This is a genomic window from Mesorhizobium sp. M0276 (assembly GCF_040321755.1).
In the GTDB taxonomy this organism is placed as follows: Bacteria; Pseudomonadota; Alphaproteobacteria; order Rhizobiales; family Rhizobiaceae; genus Mesorhizobium.
The window spans coordinates 55,232-78,057 of record NZ_JAMYSC010000007.1; the positions used below are offsets into that span (position 1 = coordinate 55,232).

The window sequence follows — 22,826 nt, forward strand, 5'->3', positions numbered from 1 at the left end:
ATGATGAATTCGAAAGTGCAAAGCCTCAAAGACTTCCTTGCTGGTCAAGGCCGCATCGCTTTGGTCGAGGTCGCCGGCACGAAAGGGTCGACGCCACGCGAGAAGGGCGCGCTCATGCTCGTCTCGCAATCGGCAATCCTGGGCACGATCGGCGGCGGTCAGCTCGAATACATGGCCATCGACAAAGCCAGGCAGATGCTTTTCTCCCCCTCAAGGGGGGAGAGACGCCGCGCCGCGACCCTCGACGTCCCGCTAGGCCCCGAGATCGGCCAATGCTGCGGCGGGCGGGTCGAAGTGCTGATCCGGCTGGTGGATGCGGCGCTCGCCGCCGAATTGGTCGCGGCTGCGGAAGCCGAGGAGGCACAGCTGCCGCATGTCTATATCTTCGGCGGCGGCCATGTCGGCCAGGCGCTGGCGTCGACGATCGCACTTCTTCCCGTGTATGGCGTCGTCATCGAGACGCGGGCCGAGGCGCTGGAAGGCATGCCGGAAACCGTCGAGACCCGGCTGACGCCGATACCGGAAGCTATGGTGCGCGATGCTCCTGCGGGGGCCGCCTTCGCCATCCTCACCCACGACCACGCGCTGGATTTCCTGATCGTGGCCGAAGCGCTGAAACGCGGCGACGCCGCCTATGTCGGCATGATCGGGTCGAAGACCAAGAAAGCGACGTTCAAGAACTGGTTCCTGAAATCGGCGGATGGCAGCGAGGCGGAATTTGCCCGCCTCATTTCGCCGATCGGCGGCGACGCCGTCAAGGACAAGCGGCCGCAAGTCATCGCGGCGCTTGCGGCGGCCGAGATCATGACGGCGCTGGTCATGCACGCCGCGGCGCCGAATGCTGGTCAACAAGTCCCGCACGAGAAGGCGATAGCCGGCTAAGTTTTGCCGGACAGATATTCGGTTTCAATCGCCCGAAAATCCGTTTGCTCGACGCATCTCAACGGGGTCGTTTCAGCCCCAGATGGTCGCGCAGTGTGCGACCCTCATAGTCGATGCGGAACAGGCCGCGCCGCTGCAGTTCCGGCACGACCAGCGTCGCAAAGGCATCGAGCTCTCCGGGGAAATACGAGGGCATGACGTTGAAGCCGTCGGCCGCACCGCCCTCGAACCGCGCCTGCAGCTCGTCGGCGATTTGGGCGGCTGTGCCGACAATGCGCCAATGGCCGCGGGCGCCGGCGAAATGGCGGGCAAGCTGGCGGATGGAAAGGTTGTCGCGGCGAGACTGCTCGATCACCAGTGCTTGCCGGCTTTTCATCCCCTCGCTCTCCGGTAATTCCGGCAGCGGCCCCTCGATCGGATAGCGCCACAGATCGGAGATGCTGAGATAGCTGGAAAGCAGCGCCACGCCGACATCGTCGGGGATCAGCTCCTGCAATTCCGCGTATTTCTCCTGGGCCTCTGCCTCGGTCTCCGCCACCACTGGCGCTACGCCGGGCATGATCTTGATGTCGCCCGGCTCACGCTCATAGGCCGCCATGCGTCCCTTGAGATCGTCATAAAAGGCTTTCGCTTCCTCGAACGTCTGCGCGGTCGTGAACACCACGTCTGCGGTGCGGGCGGCGAGGTCGCGGCCGACCTCAGAGGCGCCGGCCTGGACCATGACCGGCGCGCCCTGCGACGAACGCGGCAAGTCGAGCGGATCCCGCACCGAAAAGCTTTGGCTGGCATGACTGGAAGCTTCATCGAGCTTGCCGTGCCAAAGCCCGGCGACCACTTCGGCGAACTCCCGCGCCCGTTCGTAGCGGTCGGCATGGGGCTTGAGGCCCGTCGAGCCGAAATTGGCTGCTTCGATGGGACTGGCCGAGGTGACCAGGTTCCAGCCGGCCCGACCGCCACTTAAATGGTCGAGCGACAGAAAGGCCCTCGCCAGCCCGTAAGGCTCGTTGTAGCTGGTCGACGCGGTCGAGACGAGGCCGATGCGGCTGGTCTGGGCGGCTAGCGCCGAAAGCAGGCTGATCGGCTCGAAACCGATTGAGCGCGACGTTTGGCTGGCGATGTCGATATTTGCTTCGCGCAGGCCGGCAGCGTCCTCGCAGAACACCATGTCGAATTTCGCCGCCTCCGCCGTACGTGCCAGCTGGATGTAATGGTCGATGTCGATTCCGGCGGTCACGTGGGCCTTGGGGTGGCGCCAGGCGGCGATGTGGTGCCCTGTCGCCCATAGGAAGGCGCCGAGCTTCATCTGGCGAGCGGTCATTGGCCACCTCCGCCGGCAAGCCCGAGATGCGAGCGCAAGGTTGCGCCGCGATAGCTCTGTCGAAAAAGGCCGCGCCGCCGCAAAGCCGGCAAGACCAGACCGAAGAAATCGTCGAGCGCGGAAAGCTGTGCCGGCATTTGGATGTTGAACCCGTCGCAGCTTGGTGTGCGGAATTCTTCTTCCAAGCTATCGGTGACGGCAGCCGGCTTACTATCGGCGATAGACGCGACGTTCCTCAGCACCTTCACGGCATCCGGGTCGCGTCCGCAGGCGGCAACACGGCGCCTCAGTTCGTCATAGTTTGCTTTCGCACTCTCGATCGGTCCGTCGCCCAGCAGGATCACATCGGCGGCGCGAGCGACAATATCCAGATCGGGCTCCGACAGATCCGACAAGACAAGCACCGGCGTGTCCTGCGGCGACCGTGCGACGTTCAGCGGTCCGCGCACGGAGAAGAACTCGCCCTGATGGTCAAGAAAGTGCATCTTTTCGGGGTCGTGGAAGCGGCCTCCGCTTTGGTCGAACAGCAGTGCGTCCGCATCCCAGCCCTGCCACAGGCCCTGAACGATGCCGATATATTCCTGCGTGCGACGGCGAAAATCGTCGCCGGAAAAGCCTTCGGGCCGGCTGAAATTGGCGGCCTCGCGTGGCGCCTGCGTCATGGTCGCGTTCCAGCCGGCGCGGCCATGGCTGATGATGTCGAGCGAGGCAAAACGGCGCGCCAGATTGTAGGGCTGGTGGGCAATTGTCGAGGCTGCGGCAACGAGGCCGATCCTGCTCGTCACTGTCGCCAGTGCGGCGATGAGCGTCGTCGCTTCGAAGGGACTGCTGGACGGCTCGCCGCTCGCCAATGAGTCGGAGATAACGACCATGTCGATACCTGCCGCCTCGGCCTTTCGCACGAAGCCGGCTATCTCACTGAATGTCGGGCCGGTCTGCCCTGCGGTGGAAGCGATGTTGAGCGAAACGGCGAGATGCATTCTGCTGTCCATTTGGCTATCAGCGATAGCGTGCAGCCATTCGGCTACCAACCTAGGCTGGCTTTCGCCCAGGGCAACTGCCCCGGATGGGCCACGAGGCCATCACTTGCCGGCCAGGAGATCGTTGATCAGCCGCTGGCAGCGTTCGGCCATGAAGTCGAGCAGCAGCCGCACTTTCGGATCCTGCAGCTTCTTGTGCGGATAAACGGCTGCGAACTGCACCGGCGTCGGCGGCGTGTTGCTCAGGATCACTTTCAGGCGCTGGTCGCGGATAAACGGCTCGACCTCGAAGCGCGGCTTGTTGATGATGCCGCGCCCCGACAGCGCCCAGCTGGTCAGCACGTCGCCATCGTCGGTATCGTAGGGCCCGTGCACTTCGAATTTCTGCGGGCCTGCGGGTGTCTGCAGCGTCCAAACATATTCGCGCGCGCCGGAGTAGCGCAGCATCAGGCAGTCATGTTTCTTGCCGATCAGTTCCTGCGGCTCCAACGGTTCGCCGCGCGCCTCTAGATATTTCGGCGCCGCCACCAGCACGCGCTCGCATTCCATGATGCCACGCATTCTTAGGCTGGAATCCTCGATGATGCCGAGCCGGAAGGCGACGTCGATACCCTCCTTCATGATGTCGACATTGTGGTCCGAAAGCCTGAGCCGCACCTCGATATCAGGGTATTTGTCGTGGAAATCGGGTATGCCCGAAGCCACCAGCCGGCGGCCGAGACCCAAAGGTGCCGTGACACGGATGGTACCGCGGGGCTGGCCGGAAAGGGCCGAGACAGCCGCTTCGGCCTCGGTGATCGCCTCCAGCACCTGCTTGGCACCTGAATAAAAAACCGTGCCGTGTTCGGTCGGCATCAATTGCCGTGTGGTGCGGTTGAAAAGCCGGACCCCAAGATGCTTCTCCAACTCCTTGATGCGGTTGGAGGCCACCGCCGGCGAAATGCGCATGTCGCGCCCGGCGGCCGACAGATTGCCGAGTTCGACGACGCGGACGAAGACGGCGATGTTGTCGAGATAGGCCATGCGGAGCACCTTCGCCGGTTTGCAGCGATAAGCCTAGTATTTTCCATTTTTTTTTGAAAGTCATCGTGCACCTCGCCCCTTTCCGTTAGCGCTCCAGCCCGTAAAGTCACCCAATCGGCAGGGACGACTTCAATGATGGATTTCGCGATTTTCTGGGACTGGCTGAGCTTCGCCGTGCGCTGGCTGCATGTCATCACCGGCATCGCCTGGATCGGCTCGTCGTTCTACTTCGTCGCGCTCGATCTCGGCCTGCGCCAGCGGCCGGGCATGCCTGTCGGTGCCTTCGGCGAGGAATGGCAAGTGCATGGCGGCGGCTTCTACCACATCCAGAAATACCTTGTGGCGCCGGCCGAGATGCCCGAGCACCTGACCTGGTTCAAATGGGAATCCTACGCCACCTGGCTGTCCGGCTTCGCCATGCTGTGCGTCGTCTACTACGCCGGGGCCGATCTGTTCCTGATCGATCCCAACGTGCTGCCGATGTCCGTGCCGGTCGGTATCTTGCTGTCGCTGGCAACGATCGGTGTCGGCTGGGTGGTCTATGATCTCCTCTGCCGCTCGCCGCTGGGAAAAAGCGACACCGGCCTGATGCTGGTGCTTTACTGCGTGCTGGTGTTCATCGCCTGGGGGCTGACGCATTTGTTCACCGGCCGCGCCGCCTTCCTGCACCTGGGCGCCATCACCGCCACGATCATGTCGGCCAATGTCTTCATGGTCATCATCCCCAACCAGAAGATCGTCGTCGCCGACCTGATCGCCGGCCGCAAGCCCGACCCGAAATACGGCAAGATCGCCAAGCAGCGCTCGCTCCACAACAATTATCTGACGCTGCCGGTGCTGTTCCTGATGCTGTCGAACCACTATCCCCTGGCGTTCGGCACGCAGTTCAACTGGATCATCGCCTCGCTGGTGTTCATCATCGGCGTCTTGATCCGGCACTATTTCAACAGCGTCCACGCCCGCAAGGGTAACCCGACCTGGACCTGGATGGCAGCACTTGTCCTGTTCATCATCATCATCTGGCTGTCGACCGTGCCGAAGGTGCTGACCGGCGAACCCAGGCAATCGGCCGCCGCGCAAGCCTATGTCGCTTCGGTGCATTTCCCGGCCGTGCGCGACACCGTGCTCGGCCGCTGCTCGATGTGCCATGCGGCGGAGCCGGCCTACGAGGGCATCTATCATGCGCCGAAGGGCGTGATGCTGGATAACGATGCGGATATCGCCAACCACGCCCGTGAGATCTATCTCCAGGCCGGCCGCAGCCACGCCATGCCGCCCGCCAACGTTAGCCAGATCACCGACAAGGAACGCGCGCTGCTGGTGGCCTGGTTCGAAGGCGCAGGGAAATAGCATGATTTCGACACTTCTGCGTGGCCGCACGCTGTCCTTCGAGCGCTGGCCGCAAACCATCGACGACCACTCCGCTTGGCGCTACGAGGAGGATGGCGGTCTGCTGATCCGCGACGGCAGGATCGTTGCCACCGGTGCCTATGCCGAAGTTGAAAAGCAGGCTGGCGAAGCGGTGAAAAAAATAGATCATCGGCCGCATCTGCTCCTGCCGGGCTTCATCGACGCGCATGCGCATTTTCCGCAGATGCAGATCATCGCTTCCTATGGCGCAGAACTGCTCGACTGGCTGAACACCTACACTTTTCCGGAGGAAACGAAGTTCTCCAACGCCCAGCACGGTCGGCGCATAGCGCGGCTATTCCTCGACGAGGTGGTGCGCCACGGCACCACGACGGTCGCCGCCTACTGCTCGGTGCATAAGGCTTCTGCCGAAGCCTTCTTTGCAGAGTCGCATGACCGCAACATGCTCAACATAGCCGGCAAGGTTATGATGGACCGCAATGCGCCAGACGGCGTGCTCGACACTCCGCAATCCGGCTACGACGACACAAAGGCGCTGATCGCCGAGTGGCACGGCAAGGGACGGCAGCTTTATGCCATCACGCCGCGCTTCGCCATCACCTCGTCGCCGGAGCAGATGGAGATGGCCGGCGCGCTGTGCCGGGAATACCCCGACCTGCACATGCAGACGCATCTGTCGGAAAATCATGCCGAGATCGCCTTCACGAAAGAACTCTATCCGTGGTCGCGCGACTACACCGACGTCTACGAGCACTATGGGCTGTTGGGGAAAAAAAGCCTGTTCGGCCATTGCATCCATTTGTCGGAGCGCGAGGCGGACGCGCTTTCGGCCTCGGGTTCGGTGGCGGTGTTCTGTCCGACCTCGAACCTGTTCCTTGGTTCCGGCCTGTTCGACTATCAGCGCTTTCGCCGCCGCGACAGGCCGATCCGTATCGCCGCCGCCACCGATGTCGGCGGGGGCACCAACTATTCCATGCTGCGCACCATGGACGAGGGCTACAAGGTGATCGCACTGAACGGCGAGAAGCTGAACCCGTTCCAGTCCTTCTGGCAGCTGACGCGCGGCAATGCCGAGGCGCTGTCGGTGGCGGAAAGGATCGGCACGCTGGACGCAGGCACCGACGCCGACATCGTCGTGCTGGATGCCAGGGCGACACCGGCAATGCGGCTCAGGATGGAAACGGTCGAGACGTTGGCGCAGGAATTGTTCCTGCTGCAGACGCTAAGCGACGACCGCGCCGTACGCGAGGTCTATGTGGCCGGACGGGCCGCCAAGAGCGATATGCCAATTTAGAACGCTCCAGCGTGTTGCTTGCTTGACCCGGCGGCAGCCATCGGTCAAAGCGTGCGGCGAAGTTGACAGGGGAACGACATGGCCGTTGCTGACGACATCGCTCTGATCAAGAGACAGGAAGAGACCCTTGTCTTCTCCGTCTTCGACGAGGCCGTTGCGTTCAAGATCGGCTCGGCCATCCGCAAACGGGCTTTGGCCGAGAACCTGCCTGTTATCGTCGAGATAAGGACCTTCGATCGGCCGCTGTTCTATGCCGCGATGCCCGGCTCGAACGCGTCCAATCCCGATTGGGCACGTCGCAAGATCAATGTCGTCAGGCGATTCCTGAAAAGCACCTACCGCATGGTGCTGGAACAGCAGCGCCCCGACCGCACCTTCAAGATCGGTGAGGGCCTCGACATATCGGACTATGTGCTGGCCGGCGGTGGGTTTCCGGTGACTGTCAAGGGCGCCGGCGTCATCGGTGTGATCGCTGTCTCCGGACTGCCGGAGCGCCAGGATCACGGCGTCGTGGTCGATGCCCTGTGCGATCATTTGGGCGTCGACAAGCGCGGGCTGGCATTGCCTCGGGAAGCCGAATGACCGTGCTCGACCCCAAATCGTTCCTTACCTCGATCTTCAACGCGGCCGTCGCCGCCGCCGATCCGGAACGAACCATCCGGGATCATTTGCCGGCCAGGCCTAAGGGCCGCACCGTCGTCATTGGCGCGGGAAAAGGCTCGGCGCAGATGGCGGCGGCGTTCGAGAAGGTGTGGGACGGTCCGATCGAAGGGCTGGTCGTCACCCGCTACGGCTACGGCGCGAAATGCGAGCGTATCGAGATCATCGAGGCCGCGCATCCGGTGCCGGATGCAGCCGGGCTTGAAGCCTCGCGCCGCCTGCTCGCCAAGGTCCAGGGGTTGACGGCGGACGACCTGGTCGTGGCGCTGATTTCGGGCGGCGGCTCGGCGCTCCTGCCGTCGCCGGCCGCCACCCTGACGCTGGCCGACGAGATCGCCGTCAACGAGGCGCTGCTCGCCTCCGGCGCGCCGATCGCAGCGATGAACACCATCCGCAAGCACCTTTCGACCATCAAGGGTGGCAGGCTGGCCGCCGCGGCGTATCCGGCCAAGGTGGTGTCGCTGGTCGTTTCCGATATTCCCGGCGACGACCCGGCGCTGGTCGCCTCCGGCCCGACGGTTCCGGATAAAGGCAGCCGCGCAGACGCTCTGGCATCGATATCAGCCTATGGCATGAAACTGCCGGCCTCGGTGATGGCGCATATCAATTCGCCGGCCGCCGATGCGCCAAGTCCTGAGGATGAACGTTTTTCGCGCAACGAGGTACATCTGATCGCCTCTGCCGGCGTATCGCTCGAGGCAGCGGCCGCGGAAGCGAAACGGCAAGGCGTCGAGGCCGTCATCCTCTCCGACTCGATCGAAGGCGAAGCGCGCGAGGTCGGCGGCGTCCACGCAGCGATCGCCCGCGAAGTGGCGACCCGCAACCGCCCATTTCCAAAGCCAGTGCTGATGCTGTCGGGTGGCGAAACAACGGTGACACTTCGTGCCAAGGGCAAGGGCGGCCGCAATTCGGAATTCCTGCTCGCGTTCGCCATCGGCATCAGCGGCGTCGAAGGCATTCATGCACTGGCCGCCGACACCGACGGTGTCGACGGTTCGGAAGACAATGCCGGCGCCTTTGCCGACGGTTCGACGGTGTCGCGCATGCGGGCAGCCGGGGTCGATGCCAAGGCTATGCTGGCCGGCAACAATGCCTGGACGGCCTTCAACGCGGTTGGCGATCTTTTCGTGCCGGGCCCGACCGGTACGAATGTCAACGATCTCAGGGCAATCCTCGTCGGATAATCCCAGCACCAGGTGATCTCAGGCGGCCATCAGCCGCTTCACCTTTCTCATATCGTCCAGGAACCGGCCTCGTTCGGCTTGCTTGTCCGCAGGCTCACGAATGCGCAGGATGAGGGAGGGATGAATAGTGACAAAGACGCGCAAACCGTCCTCGCGTTCGACCACCTGGCCGCGCATCTTCATCACCGGAATCGGCTTGCCCAGCAGCGACGTCGCCGCTGTCGCGCCGAGTGCCACGGCGATGTTTGGCTTGATCAGCTCGAACTCCTGGTCGAGCCACCAGCGGCAGGCCTGAATCTCGCCGGCATTCGGCTTGGAATGGATGCGCCGCTTGCCGCGCGGTTCGAATTTGAAGTGCTTGACCGCGTTGGTGACGTAAACTTTCTGACGGTCAACCCCGGCGTCATCAAGGATGGCGTCGAACACCCTGCCTGCAGGCCCGACGAAAGGCTTGCCGGCGAGATCCTCCTGATCACCAGGCTGTTCGCCGACGAAGATCACCTTGGCATCGTCCGGGCCTTCGCCGAACACGGTCTGCGTCGCATGACGCCAAAGCGGGCAGCGACGGCAGCCCTCTGCGGCCTCGCGCAGGTTCGTGATCGAGCTGGCTTCGTCCGCTATCGGCTCCGCACGTGCAATAGAAACACGCCGGGCAGGGATCTTCGCTTCATGCGGAAGGCCCGTGGTCGCCATCATGTTGCCTCGTCCATTTCGATATTGAAATGAACGAGATCGGCGATGGTTCCTTTCCTTACACCTCGTGCAGATAGAGGTGGTAATCCAGTTCGCTGACCGTGCGCGCCACGCGCAGATATTCCGACTGCTTGATCGCCACGAAGGTCCGGTGCAGGTCCTCTCCGAGTGCGCCCTTCAGGAAGCTGGATGCTCGCGCGGCTTCGATCGCGGCGCGCCAGTCGACGGGCATCGTCGTGCGCGTGACTGCCGCCTCGTAGCCGTTGCCTGTCGTTTCCGGACCAGGATCGAGACCTTCGTCGAGCCCCTTGACTATAGCTGCCAGCACGGTCGCGGCTATCAAATAGGGGTTGGCGTCGACGCCGGACGGCCTGTGCTCGATGCGCCGGTTCTTGGCGTCGCCCGCCGGCACGCGCAGCGCCACCGAGCGGTTGTTCACACCCCAGGTCGGCGCCACCGGCGCATAGGACTGCGAGACGAATCGCCGCCAGGAATTGGCGTGCGGCGCAAACACCAGCATCGATTCCGCCATCGTCTGGATCAAGCCACCGAGCCCTTGCAGCAGCGGCAGCGACCAGCTCTCGCCGCCGGCTTCGGCAAAGACGTTTCGGCCAGCCTTGTCCTGCAGCGAGACATGAAAATGCATGCCGGAGCCGGCATATTTCTCGATCGGCTTGGCCATGAAACAGGCGGTGACGCCGTGGCGGCGCGCCTGCGCGCGGACCAGCCGCTTCAGCATGACGAGGTCGTCGGCCGCTCGCATCACATCCTTGCGGTAGTTCAGCGTCAGTTCGTATTGGCCCGGCGCATATTCGGAAATCACCGTCTCGGCCGGGATGCCTTGTGCCCTAGCTGCGGCATAGATGTCGGAAAACAGCGGCTCCATGCCATGCAAGTGATCGACGGAATAGACCTCGGTCTTGCCTGAGACACGACCGTCGAGCACGGCGCGCGCCGGCTGCACCTTGCCGTCGGCATCGCGCTCATTGGCAAGAAGAAAAAATTCGAGTTCGAAGGCGCCGGCCGGATAGAGACCCTTGGCTGCCAATATGTCGACCTGCCGTGCCAGCGCGAGGCGCGGATCCGATGACATCGGCTGGCCGTCGAGCTGGTACATAGCCATCAGCAACTGGCCGCGTGGCGGATTCGTGCCGTAGAGCGACACCAGCGTGCCGGGGATCGGCCATGCCCTGAGGTCGCCGTCGCCGGTCGTCCAGATCAGCCCGGTCTCATGCACATCCTCGCCGGTGATGTCGAGGCCGAGGATCGAGATCGGCATATAGCGGCCGCCCTCAAAAATGCTTTTCAGCTCATGCCGGCGCACGATCTTGCCGCGGCCGACGCCATTGGCATCGGTCAGCACGATATCGAAAGCCTCGATCTCGGGATGGGCATCGAGAAAGGCTTGCGCCTCGGTGGGCGTCGAGCCCGAAGGTGAGGTCATCATGGCATTGGAGTGGTCCATCGCCGCTTGTCTCATGCCGCAAGCTTTGCCGCAACCGCGCCGAAGGCGGCGATCAGCCGGTTGACCTGGGCTCCTGACGTCGCCGGCGAGATCAGCATCATGTTGTGGAAGGGTGCGATCAGCACGCCGCGATTGACCAGCGCGACATGAATAGCTGCCTCCAGTTCCGGCGCATGCGCTATCTCCGCCTCGGCGCCATTCCTCAAGGGGCCGGGCGCGCAGATGAACTCGACGCGCGCGCCGACGCGCGAAACATGCCAGGGCAGACGGTAGCGGTCGATCACGCCGGTCAGCCCGGCATCCAGCCGCTGCGCCAGATGGTCCATGCGGTCATAATTTTCCTGCGTCATCACCTCTTCGAGCGTGGCGCGCATCGCCGAGAATTGCAGCGGGTTGGCCGAGAGCGTCGTGCCCATGCCGGAATAGCCCGGCTCCTTGGTCCTGTTGTAATCTGCGTAGCGCGATGCGACGTCGTCGCTCATGCCCCACACACTGGCCGGCACGCCGCCGGCAATCGGCTTGCCCAGAACGAAGAAGTCCGGCTCCAGCCCGTATTTCCTGGTGTAGCCGCCCGGGCCGGTCGAGATCGTATGCGTCTCGTCGATCAAGAGCAGCGTGCCGGCTTCACGCGTCAGTCTGCGCAGCGCATCGTGGAAACCGGCATCGGCCAGCACCATGCAGGAATTGGTCAGCACCGGTTCGGCGATGACGCAGGCGACATCCTTGCCCTTGAGCGCGGCTTCGAGTGCTGAAACATCGTTGAACTCGATGACCTTGGCGGTGCGGGTCAGGTCGCGGAATTCGCCCGCCAGCCCCGGCCGATTGACCACGATACCATCGACAAGCCGCACCATCGTCTCGTCGACCGAGCCGTGATAGCAGCCGTTGAAGACGAGGATCTTCTCACGGCCTGTAACGGCGCGGGCGACGCGCAATGCAAAGCGGTTGGCGTCGGTCGCCGTTGTCGCGATCTGCCAGAACGGCAGGCCGAAACGCTGTTGTAGCAACGGCCCTATGGCGATCGCGTCTTCCGAAGGCAGCATATAGGTCAGGCCGCGCCCAGCCTGGCGGCGGATGGCGCGCGCCACCGGCGGCGGCGAATGGCCGAACATCGAGCCGGTGTCGCCAAGGCAGAAATCGTCGAGCCTGATACCGTCGATATCGGTGATGGTCGCGCCCTTGGCGCTGTCGACCAGGATCGGAAACGGCGTCGGCCAGTCATTCATCCAGTGCATCGGCACGCCGCCGAAGAAGCCGGGCAGGCCGTTGCCGACCTTGGCTTGCGACTTTGGCCGGGCCTTGCGGAAGGCCGCACCTTCGGTCTCGCGCAATTCGGCAATGCGGTCGCGGCTGATGCCGCCGATGGACGTCTTTGACGTGTGCATGAAACTCCCTCTGGTCCGCCACTCTTAGCCAATCCGTGTCCGCAAACGCAATTGGCCGCGCATCTGTCTGCATTGGCTCAGCCGGCATGGGCACCGCTTGACCCCGTTGACGAAGTCAGCGCCAATACAAGCGGCCATGGGGACAGAAATGCGGACGATCATCGGTGTGGCGACGCTGTTGTTATCGGCCAGCGCGGCCTTCGCCTCAGGTGGCATCTGGTGCAACGTTGACGATGATGCTGTGGCATTCGACGTCGGTGCCGGCGTCACCAGAGGCATGGGCGACCCGACCTTCAACTTTCGCGGCGATCTCGAAATCAAGACGAGGCCGGTCGGCGACGACCTGCGCAAGACCGTGTTCGAGGATTCCAATCTGACCCAGTACTGGCTGGACGGCAAGGAATTGCGGCTGAACATCTACCGCGAGCATCAGCTCGCGGATACCTACAACTATGTCGAACTGACGATCCTGACCAAGACCAGCGACGAGAGCGTCTATGACGGTCAGTACACGCTCGCCGTCTATGACAAATCCGCTGACACGGACAAGGACGGCAAGACTGTTGAGTTGACGGGCAAGGTGTCGTGCGGGGCTGAGTAAATCCGAAACTACGCCGTGATGTCGATGACGCCGCAGTCGCCGGCGGCACTGCCGAAGGCGACACGGCGCTCTTCCCTGTCCCACATCATCGAGGTGATGGCGCCCTTGCCCGGTCGCCGCAACAGCACTTCCTTGGCGTCTGCAAAGCGCACCGCCATCACCATGCCGTCATCATAGCCGACGGCGACGACATCCTGGCTCGGGTGGCAGGCGACTGATGTCACCATGGCGTTGCCGCGCGTGCCGAGCTCCAGCGGGGCCTTGCCCATGGGACCATCCTTGCTTGAGAATGGCCAGACGATCGCCGCCGGCGCGCCGGAACTCGCCAGCCACTTTCCCTTCACGCTCCACGACAGGCTTTTGACCTTGCCGGGATAACCGCTCATGCGCATGTGCTTGCCGTCGGCGAGCTTCCAGCCATGCAATGCGTTTTCCTGCATGGTGGTGACCAGGAAGGCGCCGTCGGGCGAGAAGGTGATGCCGGTGTGGGCGCCGGCCCATTCGAGCTCCACCGGCTTTCCCTCGGCGGCCGGGAAATGCAGCGTCGCGCCATTGTAGCGAGCAACGCCGAAACGCATGCCCTTGGGCGAAAAGGCCAGTCCCTCGACCGAGCGCGGATGGACGAATTCCCGGGTCTTGCCGTCGGCAAAGCGCACGAAGGCGGTCTTGCCCGTCGCATAGGCGATGGCGCCTTGCGGCCCAGCAGCAACGCTGGTGATCCATTTCTTTCCGGCATTGGTCAGTTCGGTGGCCTCGCCGCCCGCCTTCACGGCAAACACCTTGCCGTCCTCGCCGCCGGTGATCAGACGGTCGTTGGCCGCATCATGGAAGGCGGCCAGCAGCCCGTCATTGGCCTGTACCGTCTTGTGGCCAAGGTCAAGCCGATGGACGGCGCCATCGGCCATCGCGAAATGCGGCACGTCGCCGAGGAAGACGGCGGCGACGCAATGTCCCTCGAGATCAAGCGGGGCGACGGTCGGCATGGCAAGTCTCAACGGTCATTCGTTCGTTCCAGCGCAGGATGACGGTTTCCTCGATCGGAACCGGGCCGCCTTGATAGGTGAACACGAACCATTTGTCCCAGTTTTCGATCAACCAGGCTTTCGAAAGTCCACGTTTTTTCTCGAACCGGCTTTCCTCCGGCAGCACTGCGAAGACCAGACCCGCCTTGTAACCGGACGTCACCATGAGTCCAAGCCCGGCCTCATCCTCCTGAGGATCGAACACCATAAGATCGACGGTCCCAGAGCCGGGGCCGACATCGTAATTATCGGAAAGTTGAATGATGTCGCCGATGATCAGGAAATCATCGGCCAGATCGAGCAAACGCGCCATTGGTAACGGTCAGGCCGCCTGGCAGGCGTCAAAACTCTTCTTCAGCCGCTCGGCGTCGAGTTCGCGGCCGATGAAAACAAGCCGGCTCTCATGCTTTTCGCCATCCTTCCAGGCACGCTGGTGGTCGCCCTCGATGATCATGTGCACACCCTGGATGACATAGCGTTCATCGTCGCCCTTGAGCGCAATAATGCCCTTCAGTCGCAGGATGTTGGGGCCTTCCATCTGGGTGATCTTCTCGATCCATGGGAAGAATTTCTTCGGGTCCATCTCGCCGCCGCGCAGCGACACCGACTGAACGGTCACATCATGGATGTCGGAAGCATGCGCGTGATGATGGTGCCCGTCATGATCATGGTCGTGATGATCATGGTCGTGGTCATGATGATCGTGGTCGTCATGCGCCTCGAGGAAATGCGGATCGTTTTCCAGAGCCCTGGACAGGTCGAAGGCGCCGCGGTCGAGCACTTCGGATAGGGCGACGCTGGCTCGCGCGGTGCGGTGGATCTTTGCCGCCGGATTGATGGCGCGGATCGTCGCCTCGACCTTGGCAAGCTCTTCGGGGGTGACGAGATCGGTCTTGTTGAGCACGACGACATCGGCGAAGGCGATCTGGTCCTCGGCTTCCCTGGAATCCTTGAGCCGCAGCGGCAGATGCTTTGCGTCGACCAGCGCCACCACCGCGTCGAGCCTGGTCTTGGAACGCACGTCGTCGTCCATGAAGAACGTCTGCGCCACCGGCACCGGATCGGCAAGCCCGGTGGTTTCGACGACGATGGCGTCGAAACGGCCGGGCCGGCGCATCAGGCCCTCGACGACGCGAATCAGGTCGCCGCGCACCGTGCAGCAGACGCAGCCATTGTTCATCTCGTAGATCTCCTCGTCGGATTCCACGATCAGGTCGTTGTCGATGCCGATTTCGCCGAACTCGTTGACGATGACGGCGTAGCGCTTGCCTTGGTTTTCCGACAGGATGCGATTGAGCAGCGTCGTCTTGCCGGCGCCGAGATAGCCGGTGAGAACGGTTACGGGAATCTGCGTCTGTGCGTCGCTCATGGGTTGCCTCGAACTATCTGGGCCGCGAAAGATACGGCGATCGAAATGAGATTGTCGGCTCCATATAGGATGTGCGCCGGGCTTTTGCACGAGGCAAACCGATGGGCCAAACCGGCTTGCCGACATTACCGAATTTCCATTGGCGAGAGCCGCTATGACCGCCTAGATCAGGATGGGGGAGGCCAATTCGAGAGGCACGATATGTCCGGCAAGCCATCCTCCTTCTCATTGAACAGGCGCAAGGCGCTCGGCTTGATCGCGGTTACCGCCGGCGGTGGTGTCTTCCTACCGGCCGCGGCAATGGCCGCCCAATCTTCGGTTACCCAGGCCTCGCCCTATGCCGGACTGGCCCTTTTCGAGACCGGCGCCGGTGTCTGCGCCATTACACCTGAAGTGACCGAGGGACCGTTCTATTTCGACCCGAAGCTCGAACGTGCCGATGTCACCGAAGGCAAGAAGGGCATAGCCCTTGATGTCCGGTTGCAGGTCGTCGACGCGGCCTGCCGGCCGCTTGCCGGCGCACGTGTCGACATCTGGCATTGCGACGCGCAAGGTGCCTATTCCGGCTATCCGGGGCAAGGTGACGGCAGGGACGTCGACACGTCGGGCCAGACCTTCCTGCGCGGCTGGCAGAAGACCGATGCAAGCGGCATCGTTTCTTTCGCCACCATCTATCCCGGCTGGTATCGCGGCCGCACCACCCATATCCATTTCAAGGTCTTCCCCGACGACAGTTCGGTAATGACCGGCCAGTTGTTTTTCCCCGACAGTCTCAGCGAGCAGATATTCACCACGGTCGCGCCCTACAATGACCGGCCCGGCAAGCGCGACACCTCGAACGCCAGTGACGGCATCGCCAGGCAGGCCGGACCGCTGTCGCAGGCGGCACTGCGCGAGGTGGAGGATGCCTACCAGGCGCTGATGATCGTCGCGGTGAAGCCTGGCTGAGCGCCATTCGCTCACGCGCCGTGCCCGCGACGAAAACTCCGGCCGCGAAAACTCGTTTGTCATCTAACTGAAATAAACATCTGGCATTAGCCACCTCGGACACCACAATGCTTGCCGGCAAAGATGTTTGAAGCGCCGGAAATCTTTTTGATCGTCATTGCCAACCGGCCGGCTGCCTCTATGCTGCCCGCACCCGGTACGGCCGAAGAGGGATGACCATGGCCAAGGCGGACAAGACTGCGACAATGAGCCGGCTGCATTCGGCGGCAAGGCTTGCAAGAACTGCGCTGGCGGCACGGCTTCTAGCGCACGGCTTTTATGCCGGCCAGGACCAGATCATGCTGGCGCTCGACCGCGAGGATGGCCAGACGCCCGGCAATCTTGCAGGGCGTCTCGGCGTACGGCCGCCGACCATCACGAAGACCATCAACCGCTTGCAGGCCCAAGGTTTCCTGGATAAACGCGCCTCCGAGGCCGATGCCCGCCAGGCGCATATCTTCCTCACCGATACCGGGCGCGAGATCATTCACGCCATCGAGAAGTCGGTGAAGAAGACGGAAAAGCAGGCGCTGAAAGGCCTCGACAAGAAGGACCAGAAGACGCTGTTCAAGCTGCTCGCCCGCATCGAGGCCAACCTCTCGAACGAAGAACTGGCTTTGATCGACGACGACGCCGAGTCGGACGACTGATTGTGCGTTAGAGCATTCCACCTTTCCACGGAAAACGGCGAACCGCTCCAACTCTTTGTTTTGACGCAATTCCGGACGGAAAACCGCGTCACACTTTTCCTGGAATTGCTCCAGGCGGCAGGCGTTCAAGCCGCCGCTGCAGAGCCTTGTATAAGCGACGACCAGCGTCCCGGCGTCATGCCGAACGCCTTCTTGAATTGCCTGATGAAATGGCTTTGGTCGCTGAAGCCGGCGTCGATGGCGATTTGCGCCAATGGCTCGCCGGCGGCGATCATCCTCCGCGCGCGCTGGAGCCGGCGCATCACCAGGAAACGATGCGGGCTGGTCGAGAAGGCGGCTCGGAAATGCCGTGACAGGGCATAGCGGTCGAGCCCCGTTACCGCTTCCAACTCGCCGGAACGCACTGGGCGGGTCAGGTTTTCCGTGAGATAGTCGCGAGCCAGTGCAGCCGCCCGCCACGCCGTCCTGGCCATCGGCTTTGCCGGCTGGCCGGCATGCCGCGTCAGGCTTTGCATCAACTGCGCGAGGAAGTCGTCGACGAACAACTCGTCGAGTTCCCGCTCCATCGGGCCCAGCGCCGAAAGCAGCGTGGCGCAGAAGGCCGCGTCCGTCACCACGCCATCCCTGACAAACGGCAGCGACGCGCCGCCAAGGCACTCCAGCATCAAAGACGGCTCCAAATAGAGCATCCGGTAGCGCAGGCCGGCCTCCGTACCGGCGCCGCCGTCATGCAACTCGTCGGGATGCAGCACGATGATCTGGCCGGGCAGGCTGTGGCGCGTCGCGCCGAGATAGCGGAACGTCTGCACCCCGTGCAGCGTCACGCCGATCGCATAGGTATCGTGGCGATGCAGGTCGAAGGCATTGCCGTGGAAGCGCGCCTCGATCCGCTCCATGCCGGCGGGGTCGGGGGCGGAGATAATGCAGTTTTCCGCCGCATCGACGCACAAACGTCCAAGACCTCTAAAGGCCTGGCTGTCTAGATCGTGCGACATCGTTTCCTTCAGTCCCAAAACCGGGGCGCAACCTCGAATGGTCTATCTCTCATGTTCGATACGAAATTTGCAATCGTGCTCAGGCAGGATTTGCCGGTTTGGCAGAAACTCAACGTCACCGCCTTCCTGACCAGCGGCATCGCCGCCCAGTTTCCCGACATCATCGGCGAGCCCTATTGCGATCGCGCCGGCAATCTCTACAACCCGCTGTCGATCCAGCCGGTCATCGTGCTGTCCGCCGACCAGGCAACGCTTGGCACGATACACATGCGCACACTGGAGCGCGGCGTGACGACCTCGCTCTATGTCGAGGAGATGTTTTCGACCGGCTTTGACGCGGCCAACCGCGCCGTCTTCGCCGAATTCGCGCCTGAAGACGCCAAGGTGGTCGGCATAGCGCTTCGCGCCGACAAGAAGCTGGTCGACAAGATCACCAAGGGCGCCCGCATGCATCCGTAGCCCTTCAGACACTACGCCTGCCGGCGGCTCTTGTTGTGCCAGCCGGCTTTCGTGTCGCGACGCCGACAATTGGCTTGCCGGGAGCCGGCAATTCCCGCAAAGGAGAGCTCCAGTCCAGCTTCCGATCCGGCCTGCAATTGAGTGCTCCCCAAAGACATCTAGAAAGCGCGACGCCACCGGTGGCGATCCTGTGCATGCTTTCCACCTATGTCTGTTTCACCTTCCTCGACACCAGCAGCAAGTACCTCGTCCTTGCCGGCGTTTCGGTGCTGATCGTTGCTTGGGTGCGCTTTGCCGTGCATGTGGTGCTGGTCGGCACGCTGCTTCGCGGCTGGCGCGAGCCGGCGCGCTTTCGCCCGGACAATCTGCCGGCGCATGTCCTGCGCGGCCTGTTCTTGTTCGGCTCGACCATCTTCAACGTCCTGGCGCTACGGTCCCTGCAACTGGCCGAGACCACCTCGATCTATTTTTTCGGGCCGATGGTGATCACGGCTCTGGCCGGTCCGCTGCTCGGCGAATGGGCGGGCTGGCGCCGCTGGCTGGCAATCCTGGCGGCCTTTGCCGGTGTTCTCATCATCACCCGGCCGGGCGTCGGGATTTTCGGCATCGGGCATCTCTTCGCGCTCGGCTCGACGCTGTCGAACTGCTTCTACGTCATCATGACGCGCCGCATGTCGGCGACCGAGACGCCGGAGAGCCTGATCCTGTTCTCGGCGCTGGCGCCGGCGCTGCTGCTATTGCCCTTGCTGCCGTTTTCATTTTCGCTGCCGCATGATGGCTGGCACTGGTTCGTCCTGCTCATGCTCGGCGTGTTCGGCGGTGTTGGTCACTGGCTGCTGGTCCAGGCCTACCGGCTGGCGACCACCACGGCATTGGCGCCCTATCCCTATTCGCAGATGGTATGGATGATCATTTCCGGCTGGATCGTCTTCAAGCAGTTTCCCGACCGCTGGACGCTGGACGGCGCCGCCATCATCGTTGCCAGCGGCCTCTACATCGTTCATCGCGAGCACCGGCTTCGGCTGCAGAGCCGCGCGGGTTCGGATGTCGAGGCGGAAGCGCTGGCAAAAAAACTTTGATTTGCCTTCGATCGGTGGCATAACGCCGCCTTTAAACTGTTTAGGTCAAGAACTCAGGTCGGTCGGGGAGCGCAGAGCGCTGGCACAAAAAATCAAGCTTTCGACGATCGCGGATGCGCTCGGCGTGTCCACGGCCACGGTCTCGCTGGCGCTGCGCGACAGCCCTCTGGTTGCCGGAATCACGCGCGACCGCATCAAGGAACACGCTCGCGCCATCGGCTACATCTACAACCGCCGCGCCGCCAGCCTGCGCACCTCGCGTTCGGGCATTGTCGGCGTCGTGGTCCACGACATCATGAACCCGTTCTTCGCCGAAATCCTGCGCTCGATCGAAAGCGAGCTCGACCGCAGCCGGCAGACCTTCATCCTGTCTAACCACTACGATCAGCTTGAAAAGCAGCGCACTTTCATCGACACGCTTTTGCAGCTCGGCGCCGACGGCGTCATCATGTCGCCGGCCATCGGCACACCCGCTTCCGATATCGTGATGGCCGAGGAGAACGGTCTGCCGGCGGTGCTGATCGCGCGCACCGTCGAGGGCGCCGACGTGCCGGTCTTCCGCGGCGACGATGCTTATGGCACCGGGCTCGCCACCAACCATCTGATCTCGCTCGGACACAAGCGCATCGCCATGATCGGCGGCACCGACCAGACCTCGACCGGCCGCGATCGCTACCAGGGCTATGTCAACGCCATGGAGGCGGCCGGGCTTGAAGTCAGGCCGTCCTGGCGCATCGCCGGCCCGCGCACCAAGCAGGCCGGTTTCGAGGCCGCCGGGCAATTCCTGGCGCTGAAGGATAGACCGACGGCGGCCTGCTGCTGGAACGACCTTGTCGCCATCGGGCTCATGAACGGCATCGCGCGAGCCGGCCTCGTGCCTGGCCTGGACATTTCCGTCACCGGCTATGACGATCTCGAAGAGGCGGCGATTGCGACGCCGGCACTCACCACCGTCTGGAATGGGCAGCGCGAGGTGGGCCGCCGTGCCGCCAGCGCCCTGCTCGACAAGCTCAACGGGCAGATGGTGCGGCCCTCGCAGGAATTGATCAAGCCGGAACTGCATGTACGTCAGTCGACCGGCAAGCCGGTGGAGCGTGGATGACCAAGGCCGAACAACTGCAAACCGTCACCATCCTGGTGCCGGGCGATTTCAACGATCATGCGGTCGACCGCATCGACCGCACATTCAGGCGTGTCACAATCGAACGTGCCGATCCGTCCCTGGTCACCGACGAGATGCGCAGCAACGTGCGTGGCATCGCTTCGTTCGCCGGCATCAACGCGGCGATGATGGATGCACTGCCCAATCTCGAACTCATCGCTTCCTTCGGCGTCGGCTATGATTCGGTCGATGTCGGCCATGCGGCGGCGAAGAACGTCATGGTCACCAACACGCCCGACGTGCTGACCGAGGAAGTTGCCGACACTGCCATCGGGCTGCTGATCAACACTGTCCGCGACCTGCCGCGAGCCGAAACCTGGCTGCGCGATGGCAGTTGGGTGCGCAACGGCAACTATCCGCTGAGCCGGCTGACCTTGCGCGGGCGCCGTGTGGGTATTTTCGGCATGGGCCGCATCGGACAAGCTATCGCCCGGCGGCTCGAAGCTTTCGGCCTGCCGGTCTCCTACCACAATCGGCGTCGCGTCGAAGGGCTTTCCTACCAGTACCATCCGACGCTGAAAGGCCTTGCCGAATCCGTCGACACACTGATTTCGGTAGCGCCTGGCGGAGCCTCGACGGAGAAGGCGGTCAATGCCGAAATCCTGTCGGCGCTTGGCGCCGATGGCGTCTTCGTCAACATCGGCCGCGGCAGCACGGTCGATGAGCCCGCGCTTGCGGCAGCACTCGCCAACGGCATCATCGCCGCTGCCGGCCTCGATGTCTTTGCCGACGAACCGAACGTGCCCAAGGCGTTGCTCGACGCGCCAAACACCTCGCTGTTGCCGCATGTCGGCTCGGCCTCGGATCACACCCGCCGTGCCATGGCGGACCTGTGCGTAGACAATCTGGTGTCCTGGTTCATCGAGCGCCGCCCGCTGACGCCGGTGCCGGAGACGGTCGGAGTCAGGGCTCGTGGCTGAGCTGCGGCTGCCGCGTTTATTAACGTCGGCTTAACCCTCAGGAATCATTCTTTATCCTGTCCGGTGTGCGTGGATGAAGAATGATGAAAGCAATTTCCGCATTGATCGCTGCCGCAGCCCTGTTTGGCAGCATTCAGCTGTTTCACGGTGGCAGCAGTGAAAGTGCCGCCGACGAAGTCGTGCCGTCCAACAGCTACAGGTTGGTCGCCAATGGCGACGAGGCGGCGTGTGCGGTCAGTCGCGGGACCGAAATCTCGGATGGCTTGTCCCTGCTTGCCGTCGCCCCGATCTGCCGCAAACTCTTGCCGGGCATAGAGCAGGCGAAGTTCTGGCGAGAGCAAGACGACGGCACGGTCGCCTTCAGCGCCAACGGTGTCGATCCGATCGTCACATTCGCGGCTGCCGACGGCAATGGCTACGAATCTTACGCCCCGGCGCTGCCGCTGCTGTCGCTGGCGGCCACCAGTGACTCTAAATCTGGCGACTGATTATTCTGCCGCAGCGCGCGCTCCGGCTTTCGCCGCGGCGTGCAGGCGAACAGCATCGCCGAAGGCGCGGAATATTTTCGCCGAGTTGCTGTCCGACTTGACCCAATATTCAGGGTGCCATTGGACGCCGACGGCGAAGGCGCGAGCATCCCTGACCGACACCGCTTCGACCGTGCCGTCGTTGGCGACGGCCTCGATCTGCAGCTTCGAGCCGAGCCGGTCGACCGCTTGGCGGTGTACGGAATTGACCATGATGTCGCCCTCGCCGAACACACCGGCCAGGCAGCTTCCGGGCTTGATCGTCACCGTCTGCCGGATACCGAAGCGTTCGTCCTGATTGTCGCTCACCGGGGCGCGGTGGTCGAGCGAACCCTCGCGCTCCTGGATCTCGGTGCCGAGCGTGCCGCCGAGCGCCACATTCAATTCCTGGATGCCGCGGCAGATCGCGAGCAGCGGCACGCCGCGCTCGATCGCCCGGCGAATCAGCGGCAGCGTCGTGGCGTCGCGCGCCGGGTCATAGGGCCCGTTGGCTTCGCTGGCGTCGCCGCCATAAAGCGAAGGATGCACATTGGATTTCGAGCCGGTGACCATCACGCCATCGACCGACGACAGAAGTTCGTCGAAGTCGAGCCGGTCACCAAACGACGGCACAAGCACCGGGAACACGCCGGCGCCGGTGATCGCCGCTTCCAGATATTGCTGCGGGACGGCATGCCAGGTGTAGTTGTCGAACTGACGGACGTCGGTTGATATGGCGACGAGCGGCTGATGCATTTTGGCTCTGTGTTCCATCTGAGCAAGGGATTCCTGCCTCCAAAATAGGCGATCCCTGGGGATTT

The 22,826-nt window shown here is 63.0% G+C and carries 24 protein-coding genes; 13 read left to right on the plus strand and 11 right to left on the minus strand.

Annotation, left to right across the window (positions count from 1 at the left end):
* The first annotated feature begins 3 nt into the window (after nt 1–3).
* A complete protein-coding gene (gene xdhC / locus NKJ01_RS07700; RefSeq protein WP_352727351.1) occupies nt 4–882 on the plus strand; it encodes a xanthine dehydrogenase accessory protein XdhC in 879 nt (292 codons plus the stop codon).
* A gap of 58 nt (nt 883–940) precedes the next feature.
* Here the strand turns inward: xdhC and NKJ01_RS07705 are convergent, their stop codons facing one another.
* From NKJ01_RS07705 to NKJ01_RS07715, 3 genes are all read right to left on the minus strand, one after another.
* Nucleotides 941–2,200, minus strand: coding sequence for an LLM class flavin-dependent oxidoreductase (locus tag NKJ01_RS07705; protein ID WP_352727222.1), 1,260 nt, complete (start codon nt 2,198–2,200; stop codon nt 941–943).
* Nucleotides 2,197–3,192 carry an LLM class flavin-dependent oxidoreductase gene (locus NKJ01_RS07710; RefSeq protein WP_352603270.1) on the minus strand — a complete coding sequence of 332 codons (996 nt, stop codon included), beginning with the start codon at nt 3,190–3,192 and terminating at the stop codon, nt 2,197–2,199. The genes NKJ01_RS07705 and NKJ01_RS07710 overlap by 4 nt, the downstream gene beginning before the upstream one ends.
* Before the next feature lie 90 nt (nt 3,193–3,282).
* On the minus strand, nt 3,283–4,203 hold the full coding sequence (locus tag NKJ01_RS07715; RefSeq protein ID WP_023761430.1) for a LysR family transcriptional regulator: 921 nt from the start codon (nt 4,201–4,203) through the stop codon (nt 3,283–3,285).
* Nucleotides 4,204–4,335: 132 nt separating this feature from the next.
* Here NKJ01_RS07715 and NKJ01_RS07720 point away from each other — a divergent pair, with 132 nt between their 5' ends.
* From NKJ01_RS07720 to NKJ01_RS07735, 4 genes are all read left to right on the plus strand, one after another.
* Nucleotides 4,336–5,553: a urate hydroxylase PuuD gene (locus tag NKJ01_RS07720; protein WP_352727224.1), complete on the plus strand. Its 1,218-nt coding sequence runs from the start codon at nt 4,336–4,338 to the stop codon at nt 5,551–5,553.
* 1 nt (nt 5,554) lies between these two features.
* Complete coding sequence (gene guaD, locus NKJ01_RS07725) at nt 5,555–6,868, plus strand: guanine deaminase (protein ID WP_352727226.1); 1,314 nt, start codon at nt 5,555–5,557, stop codon at nt 6,866–6,868.
* Nucleotides 6,869–6,946: 78 nt separating this feature from the next.
* A complete protein-coding gene (locus NKJ01_RS07730; protein WP_023761432.1) occupies nt 6,947–7,450 on the plus strand; it encodes a heme-degrading domain-containing protein in 504 nt (167 codons plus the stop codon).
* Nucleotides 7,447–8,712: a glycerate kinase type-2 family protein gene (locus tag NKJ01_RS07735; RefSeq protein WP_352727228.1), complete on the plus strand. Its 1,266-nt coding sequence runs from the start codon at nt 7,447–7,449 to the stop codon at nt 8,710–8,712. The genes NKJ01_RS07730 and NKJ01_RS07735 overlap by 4 nt, the downstream gene beginning before the upstream one ends.
* Before the next feature lie 18 nt (nt 8,713–8,730).
* On the opposite strand, the gene NKJ01_RS07740 is transcribed toward NKJ01_RS07735, so the two are convergent.
* From NKJ01_RS07740 to NKJ01_RS07750, 3 genes are read right to left on the minus strand one after another with little or no spacing between them, the layout of a single operon-like run.
* Nucleotides 8,731–9,405 carry a UdgX family uracil-DNA binding protein gene (locus NKJ01_RS07740; RefSeq protein ID WP_352727353.1) on the minus strand — a complete coding sequence of 225 codons (675 nt, stop codon included), beginning with the start codon at nt 9,403–9,405 and terminating at the stop codon, nt 8,731–8,733.
* 58 nt (nt 9,406–9,463) lie between these two features.
* Nucleotides 9,464–10,849: a glutamine synthetase family protein gene (locus NKJ01_RS07745; RefSeq protein ID WP_502905862.1), complete on the minus strand. Its 1,386-nt coding sequence runs from the start codon at nt 10,847–10,849 to the stop codon at nt 9,464–9,466.
* A 32-nt stretch (nt 10,850–10,881) separates the two neighbouring features.
* Complete coding sequence (locus NKJ01_RS07750) at nt 10,882–12,255, minus strand: aspartate aminotransferase family protein (RefSeq protein ID WP_352727232.1); 1,374 nt, start codon at nt 12,253–12,255, stop codon at nt 10,882–10,884.
* Between the two features lie 148 nt (nt 12,256–12,403).
* Between NKJ01_RS07750 and NKJ01_RS07755 the strand changes: the two genes are divergently transcribed.
* On the plus strand, nt 12,404–12,856 hold the full coding sequence (locus tag NKJ01_RS07755) for a hypothetical protein (protein ID WP_352727234.1): 453 nt from the start codon (nt 12,404–12,406) through the stop codon (nt 12,854–12,856).
* 8 nt (nt 12,857–12,864) lie between these two features.
* Here the strand turns inward: NKJ01_RS07755 and NKJ01_RS07760 are convergent, their stop codons facing one another.
* From NKJ01_RS07760 to NKJ01_RS07770, 3 genes are read right to left on the minus strand one after another with little or no spacing between them, the layout of a single operon-like run.
* Nucleotides 12,865–13,839, minus strand: coding sequence for a WD40 repeat domain-containing protein (locus NKJ01_RS07760; RefSeq protein WP_352727236.1), 975 nt, complete (start codon nt 13,837–13,839; stop codon nt 12,865–12,867).
* Entirely contained in the window at nt 13,817–14,182 is a 366-nt protein-coding gene (gene imm45 / locus NKJ01_RS07765) for an Imm45 family immunity protein (protein WP_352727238.1), read from the minus strand. The genes NKJ01_RS07760 and imm45 overlap by 23 nt, the downstream gene beginning before the upstream one ends.
* Before the next feature lie 18 nt (nt 14,183–14,200).
* Entirely contained in the window at nt 14,201–15,247 is a 1,047-nt protein-coding gene (locus tag NKJ01_RS07770; RefSeq protein ID WP_352727240.1) for a CobW family GTP-binding protein, read from the minus strand.
* A gap of 201 nt (nt 15,248–15,448) precedes the next feature.
* On the opposite strand from NKJ01_RS07770, the gene NKJ01_RS07775 reads away from it, so the two are divergent.
* Both NKJ01_RS07775 and NKJ01_RS07780 read left to right on the plus strand, forming a co-directional pair.
* The gene (locus tag NKJ01_RS07775) at nt 15,449–16,195 is read left to right on the plus strand and encodes an intradiol ring-cleavage dioxygenase (RefSeq protein WP_352727242.1); all 747 of its coding nucleotides are present in this window, start codon (nt 15,449–15,451) and stop codon (nt 16,193–16,195) included.
* Nucleotides 16,196–16,413: 218 nt separating this feature from the next.
* Nucleotides 16,414–16,884 (plus strand): MarR family winged helix-turn-helix transcriptional regulator, encoded by a 471-nt coding sequence (locus NKJ01_RS07780; protein WP_023761443.1) that lies wholly within the window; start codon nt 16,414–16,416, stop codon nt 16,882–16,884.
* 125 nt (nt 16,885–17,009) lie between these two features.
* Here the strand turns inward: NKJ01_RS07780 and NKJ01_RS07785 are convergent, their stop codons facing one another.
* Complete coding sequence (locus NKJ01_RS07785; protein WP_023761444.1) at nt 17,010–17,879, minus strand: AraC family transcriptional regulator; 870 nt, start codon at nt 17,877–17,879, stop codon at nt 17,010–17,012.
* A gap of 51 nt (nt 17,880–17,930) precedes the next feature.
* Here NKJ01_RS07785 and NKJ01_RS07790 point away from each other — a divergent pair, with 51 nt between their 5' ends.
* The 5 genes from NKJ01_RS07790 (at nt 17,931) to NKJ01_RS07810 (ending at nt 21,987) form a co-directional block, all read left to right on the plus strand.
* A complete protein-coding gene (locus tag NKJ01_RS07790) occupies nt 17,931–18,338 on the plus strand; it encodes a DUF2000 family protein (RefSeq protein WP_023761445.1) in 408 nt (135 codons plus the stop codon).
* 194 nt (nt 18,339–18,532) lie between these two features.
* Complete coding sequence (locus NKJ01_RS07795) at nt 18,533–19,417, plus strand: DMT family transporter (RefSeq protein WP_352727244.1); 885 nt, start codon at nt 18,533–18,535, stop codon at nt 19,415–19,417.
* A gap of 79 nt (nt 19,418–19,496) precedes the next feature.
* Nucleotides 19,497–20,519, plus strand: coding sequence for a LacI family DNA-binding transcriptional regulator (locus NKJ01_RS07800; protein WP_352603352.1), 1,023 nt, complete (start codon nt 19,497–19,499; stop codon nt 20,517–20,519).
* A complete protein-coding gene (locus NKJ01_RS07805) occupies nt 20,516–21,499 on the plus strand; it encodes a 2-hydroxyacid dehydrogenase (RefSeq protein WP_352603293.1) in 984 nt (327 codons plus the stop codon). The genes NKJ01_RS07800 and NKJ01_RS07805 overlap by 4 nt, the downstream gene beginning before the upstream one ends.
* Nucleotides 21,500–21,582: 83 nt before the next feature.
* Nucleotides 21,583–21,987 carry a hypothetical protein gene (locus NKJ01_RS07810; protein WP_352603354.1) on the plus strand — a complete coding sequence of 135 codons (405 nt, stop codon included), beginning with the start codon at nt 21,583–21,585 and terminating at the stop codon, nt 21,985–21,987.
* On the opposite strand, the gene NKJ01_RS07815 is transcribed toward NKJ01_RS07810, so the two are convergent.
* Complete coding sequence (locus NKJ01_RS07815; protein WP_023761450.1) at nt 21,988–22,761, minus strand: gamma-glutamyl-gamma-aminobutyrate hydrolase family protein; 774 nt, start codon at nt 22,759–22,761, stop codon at nt 21,988–21,990.
* Nucleotides 22,762–22,826 lie beyond the last annotated feature (65 nt).

Excerpts from the sequence above, each read along its gene's own strand:
- xdhC (WP_352727351.1), top strand. The coding sequence starts at position 4 with ATGAATTCGAAAGTGCAAAGCCTCAAAGACTTCCTTGCTGGTCAAGGC.
- NKJ01_RS07705 (WP_352727222.1), bottom strand. The coding sequence starts at position 2,200 with ATGACCGCTCGCCAGATGAAGCTCGGCGCCTTCCTATGGGCGACAGGG.
- NKJ01_RS07710 (WP_352603270.1), bottom strand. The coding sequence starts at position 3,192 with ATGGACAGCAGAATGCATCTCGCCGTTTCGCTCAACATCGCTTCCACC.
- NKJ01_RS07715 (WP_023761430.1), bottom strand. The coding sequence starts at position 4,203 with ATGGCCTATCTCGACAACATCGCCGTCTTCGTCCGCGTCGTCGAACTC.
- NKJ01_RS07720 (WP_352727224.1), top strand. The coding sequence starts at position 4,336 with ATGATGGATTTCGCGATTTTCTGGGACTGGCTGAGCTTCGCCGTGCGC.
- guaD (WP_352727226.1), top strand. The coding sequence starts at position 5,555 with ATGATTTCGACACTTCTGCGTGGCCGCACGCTGTCCTTCGAGCGCTGG.
- NKJ01_RS07730 (WP_023761432.1), top strand. The coding sequence starts at position 6,947 with ATGGCCGTTGCTGACGACATCGCTCTGATCAAGAGACAGGAAGAGACC.
- NKJ01_RS07735 (WP_352727228.1), top strand. The coding sequence starts at position 7,447 with ATGACCGTGCTCGACCCCAAATCGTTCCTTACCTCGATCTTCAACGCG.
- NKJ01_RS07740 (WP_352727353.1), bottom strand. The coding sequence starts at position 9,405 with ATGGCGACCACGGGCCTTCCGCATGAAGCGAAGATCCCTGCCCGGCGT.
- NKJ01_RS07745 (WP_502905862.1), bottom strand. The coding sequence starts at position 10,849 with ATGACCTCACCTTCGGGCTCGACGCCCACCGAGGCGCAAGCCTTTCTC.
- NKJ01_RS07750 (WP_352727232.1), bottom strand. The coding sequence starts at position 12,255 with ATGCACACGTCAAAGACGTCCATCGGCGGCATCAGCCGCGACCGCATT.
- NKJ01_RS07755 (WP_352727234.1), top strand. The coding sequence starts at position 12,404 with ATGCGGACGATCATCGGTGTGGCGACGCTGTTGTTATCGGCCAGCGCG.
- NKJ01_RS07760 (WP_352727236.1), bottom strand. The coding sequence starts at position 13,839 with ATGCCGACCGTCGCCCCGCTTGATCTCGAGGGACATTGCGTCGCCGCC.
- NKJ01_RS07770 (WP_352727240.1), bottom strand. The coding sequence starts at position 15,247 with ATGAGCGACGCACAGACGCAGATTCCCGTAACCGTTCTCACCGGCTAT.
- NKJ01_RS07775 (WP_352727242.1), top strand. The coding sequence starts at position 15,449 with ATGTCCGGCAAGCCATCCTCCTTCTCATTGAACAGGCGCAAGGCGCTC.
- NKJ01_RS07780 (WP_023761443.1), top strand. The coding sequence starts at position 16,414 with ATGGCCAAGGCGGACAAGACTGCGACAATGAGCCGGCTGCATTCGGCG.
- NKJ01_RS07785 (WP_023761444.1), bottom strand. The coding sequence starts at position 17,879 with ATGTCGCACGATCTAGACAGCCAGGCCTTTAGAGGTCTTGGACGTTTG.
- NKJ01_RS07790 (WP_023761445.1), top strand. The coding sequence starts at position 17,931 with ATGTTCGATACGAAATTTGCAATCGTGCTCAGGCAGGATTTGCCGGTT.
- NKJ01_RS07795 (WP_352727244.1), top strand. The coding sequence starts at position 18,533 with ATGCTTTCCACCTATGTCTGTTTCACCTTCCTCGACACCAGCAGCAAG.
- NKJ01_RS07805 (WP_352603293.1), top strand. The coding sequence starts at position 20,516 with ATGACCAAGGCCGAACAACTGCAAACCGTCACCATCCTGGTGCCGGGC.
- NKJ01_RS07810 (WP_352603354.1), top strand. The coding sequence starts at position 21,583 with ATGAAAGCAATTTCCGCATTGATCGCTGCCGCAGCCCTGTTTGGCAGC.
- NKJ01_RS07815 (WP_023761450.1), bottom strand. The coding sequence starts at position 22,761 with ATGCATCAGCCGCTCGTCGCCATATCAACCGACGTCCGTCAGTTCGAC.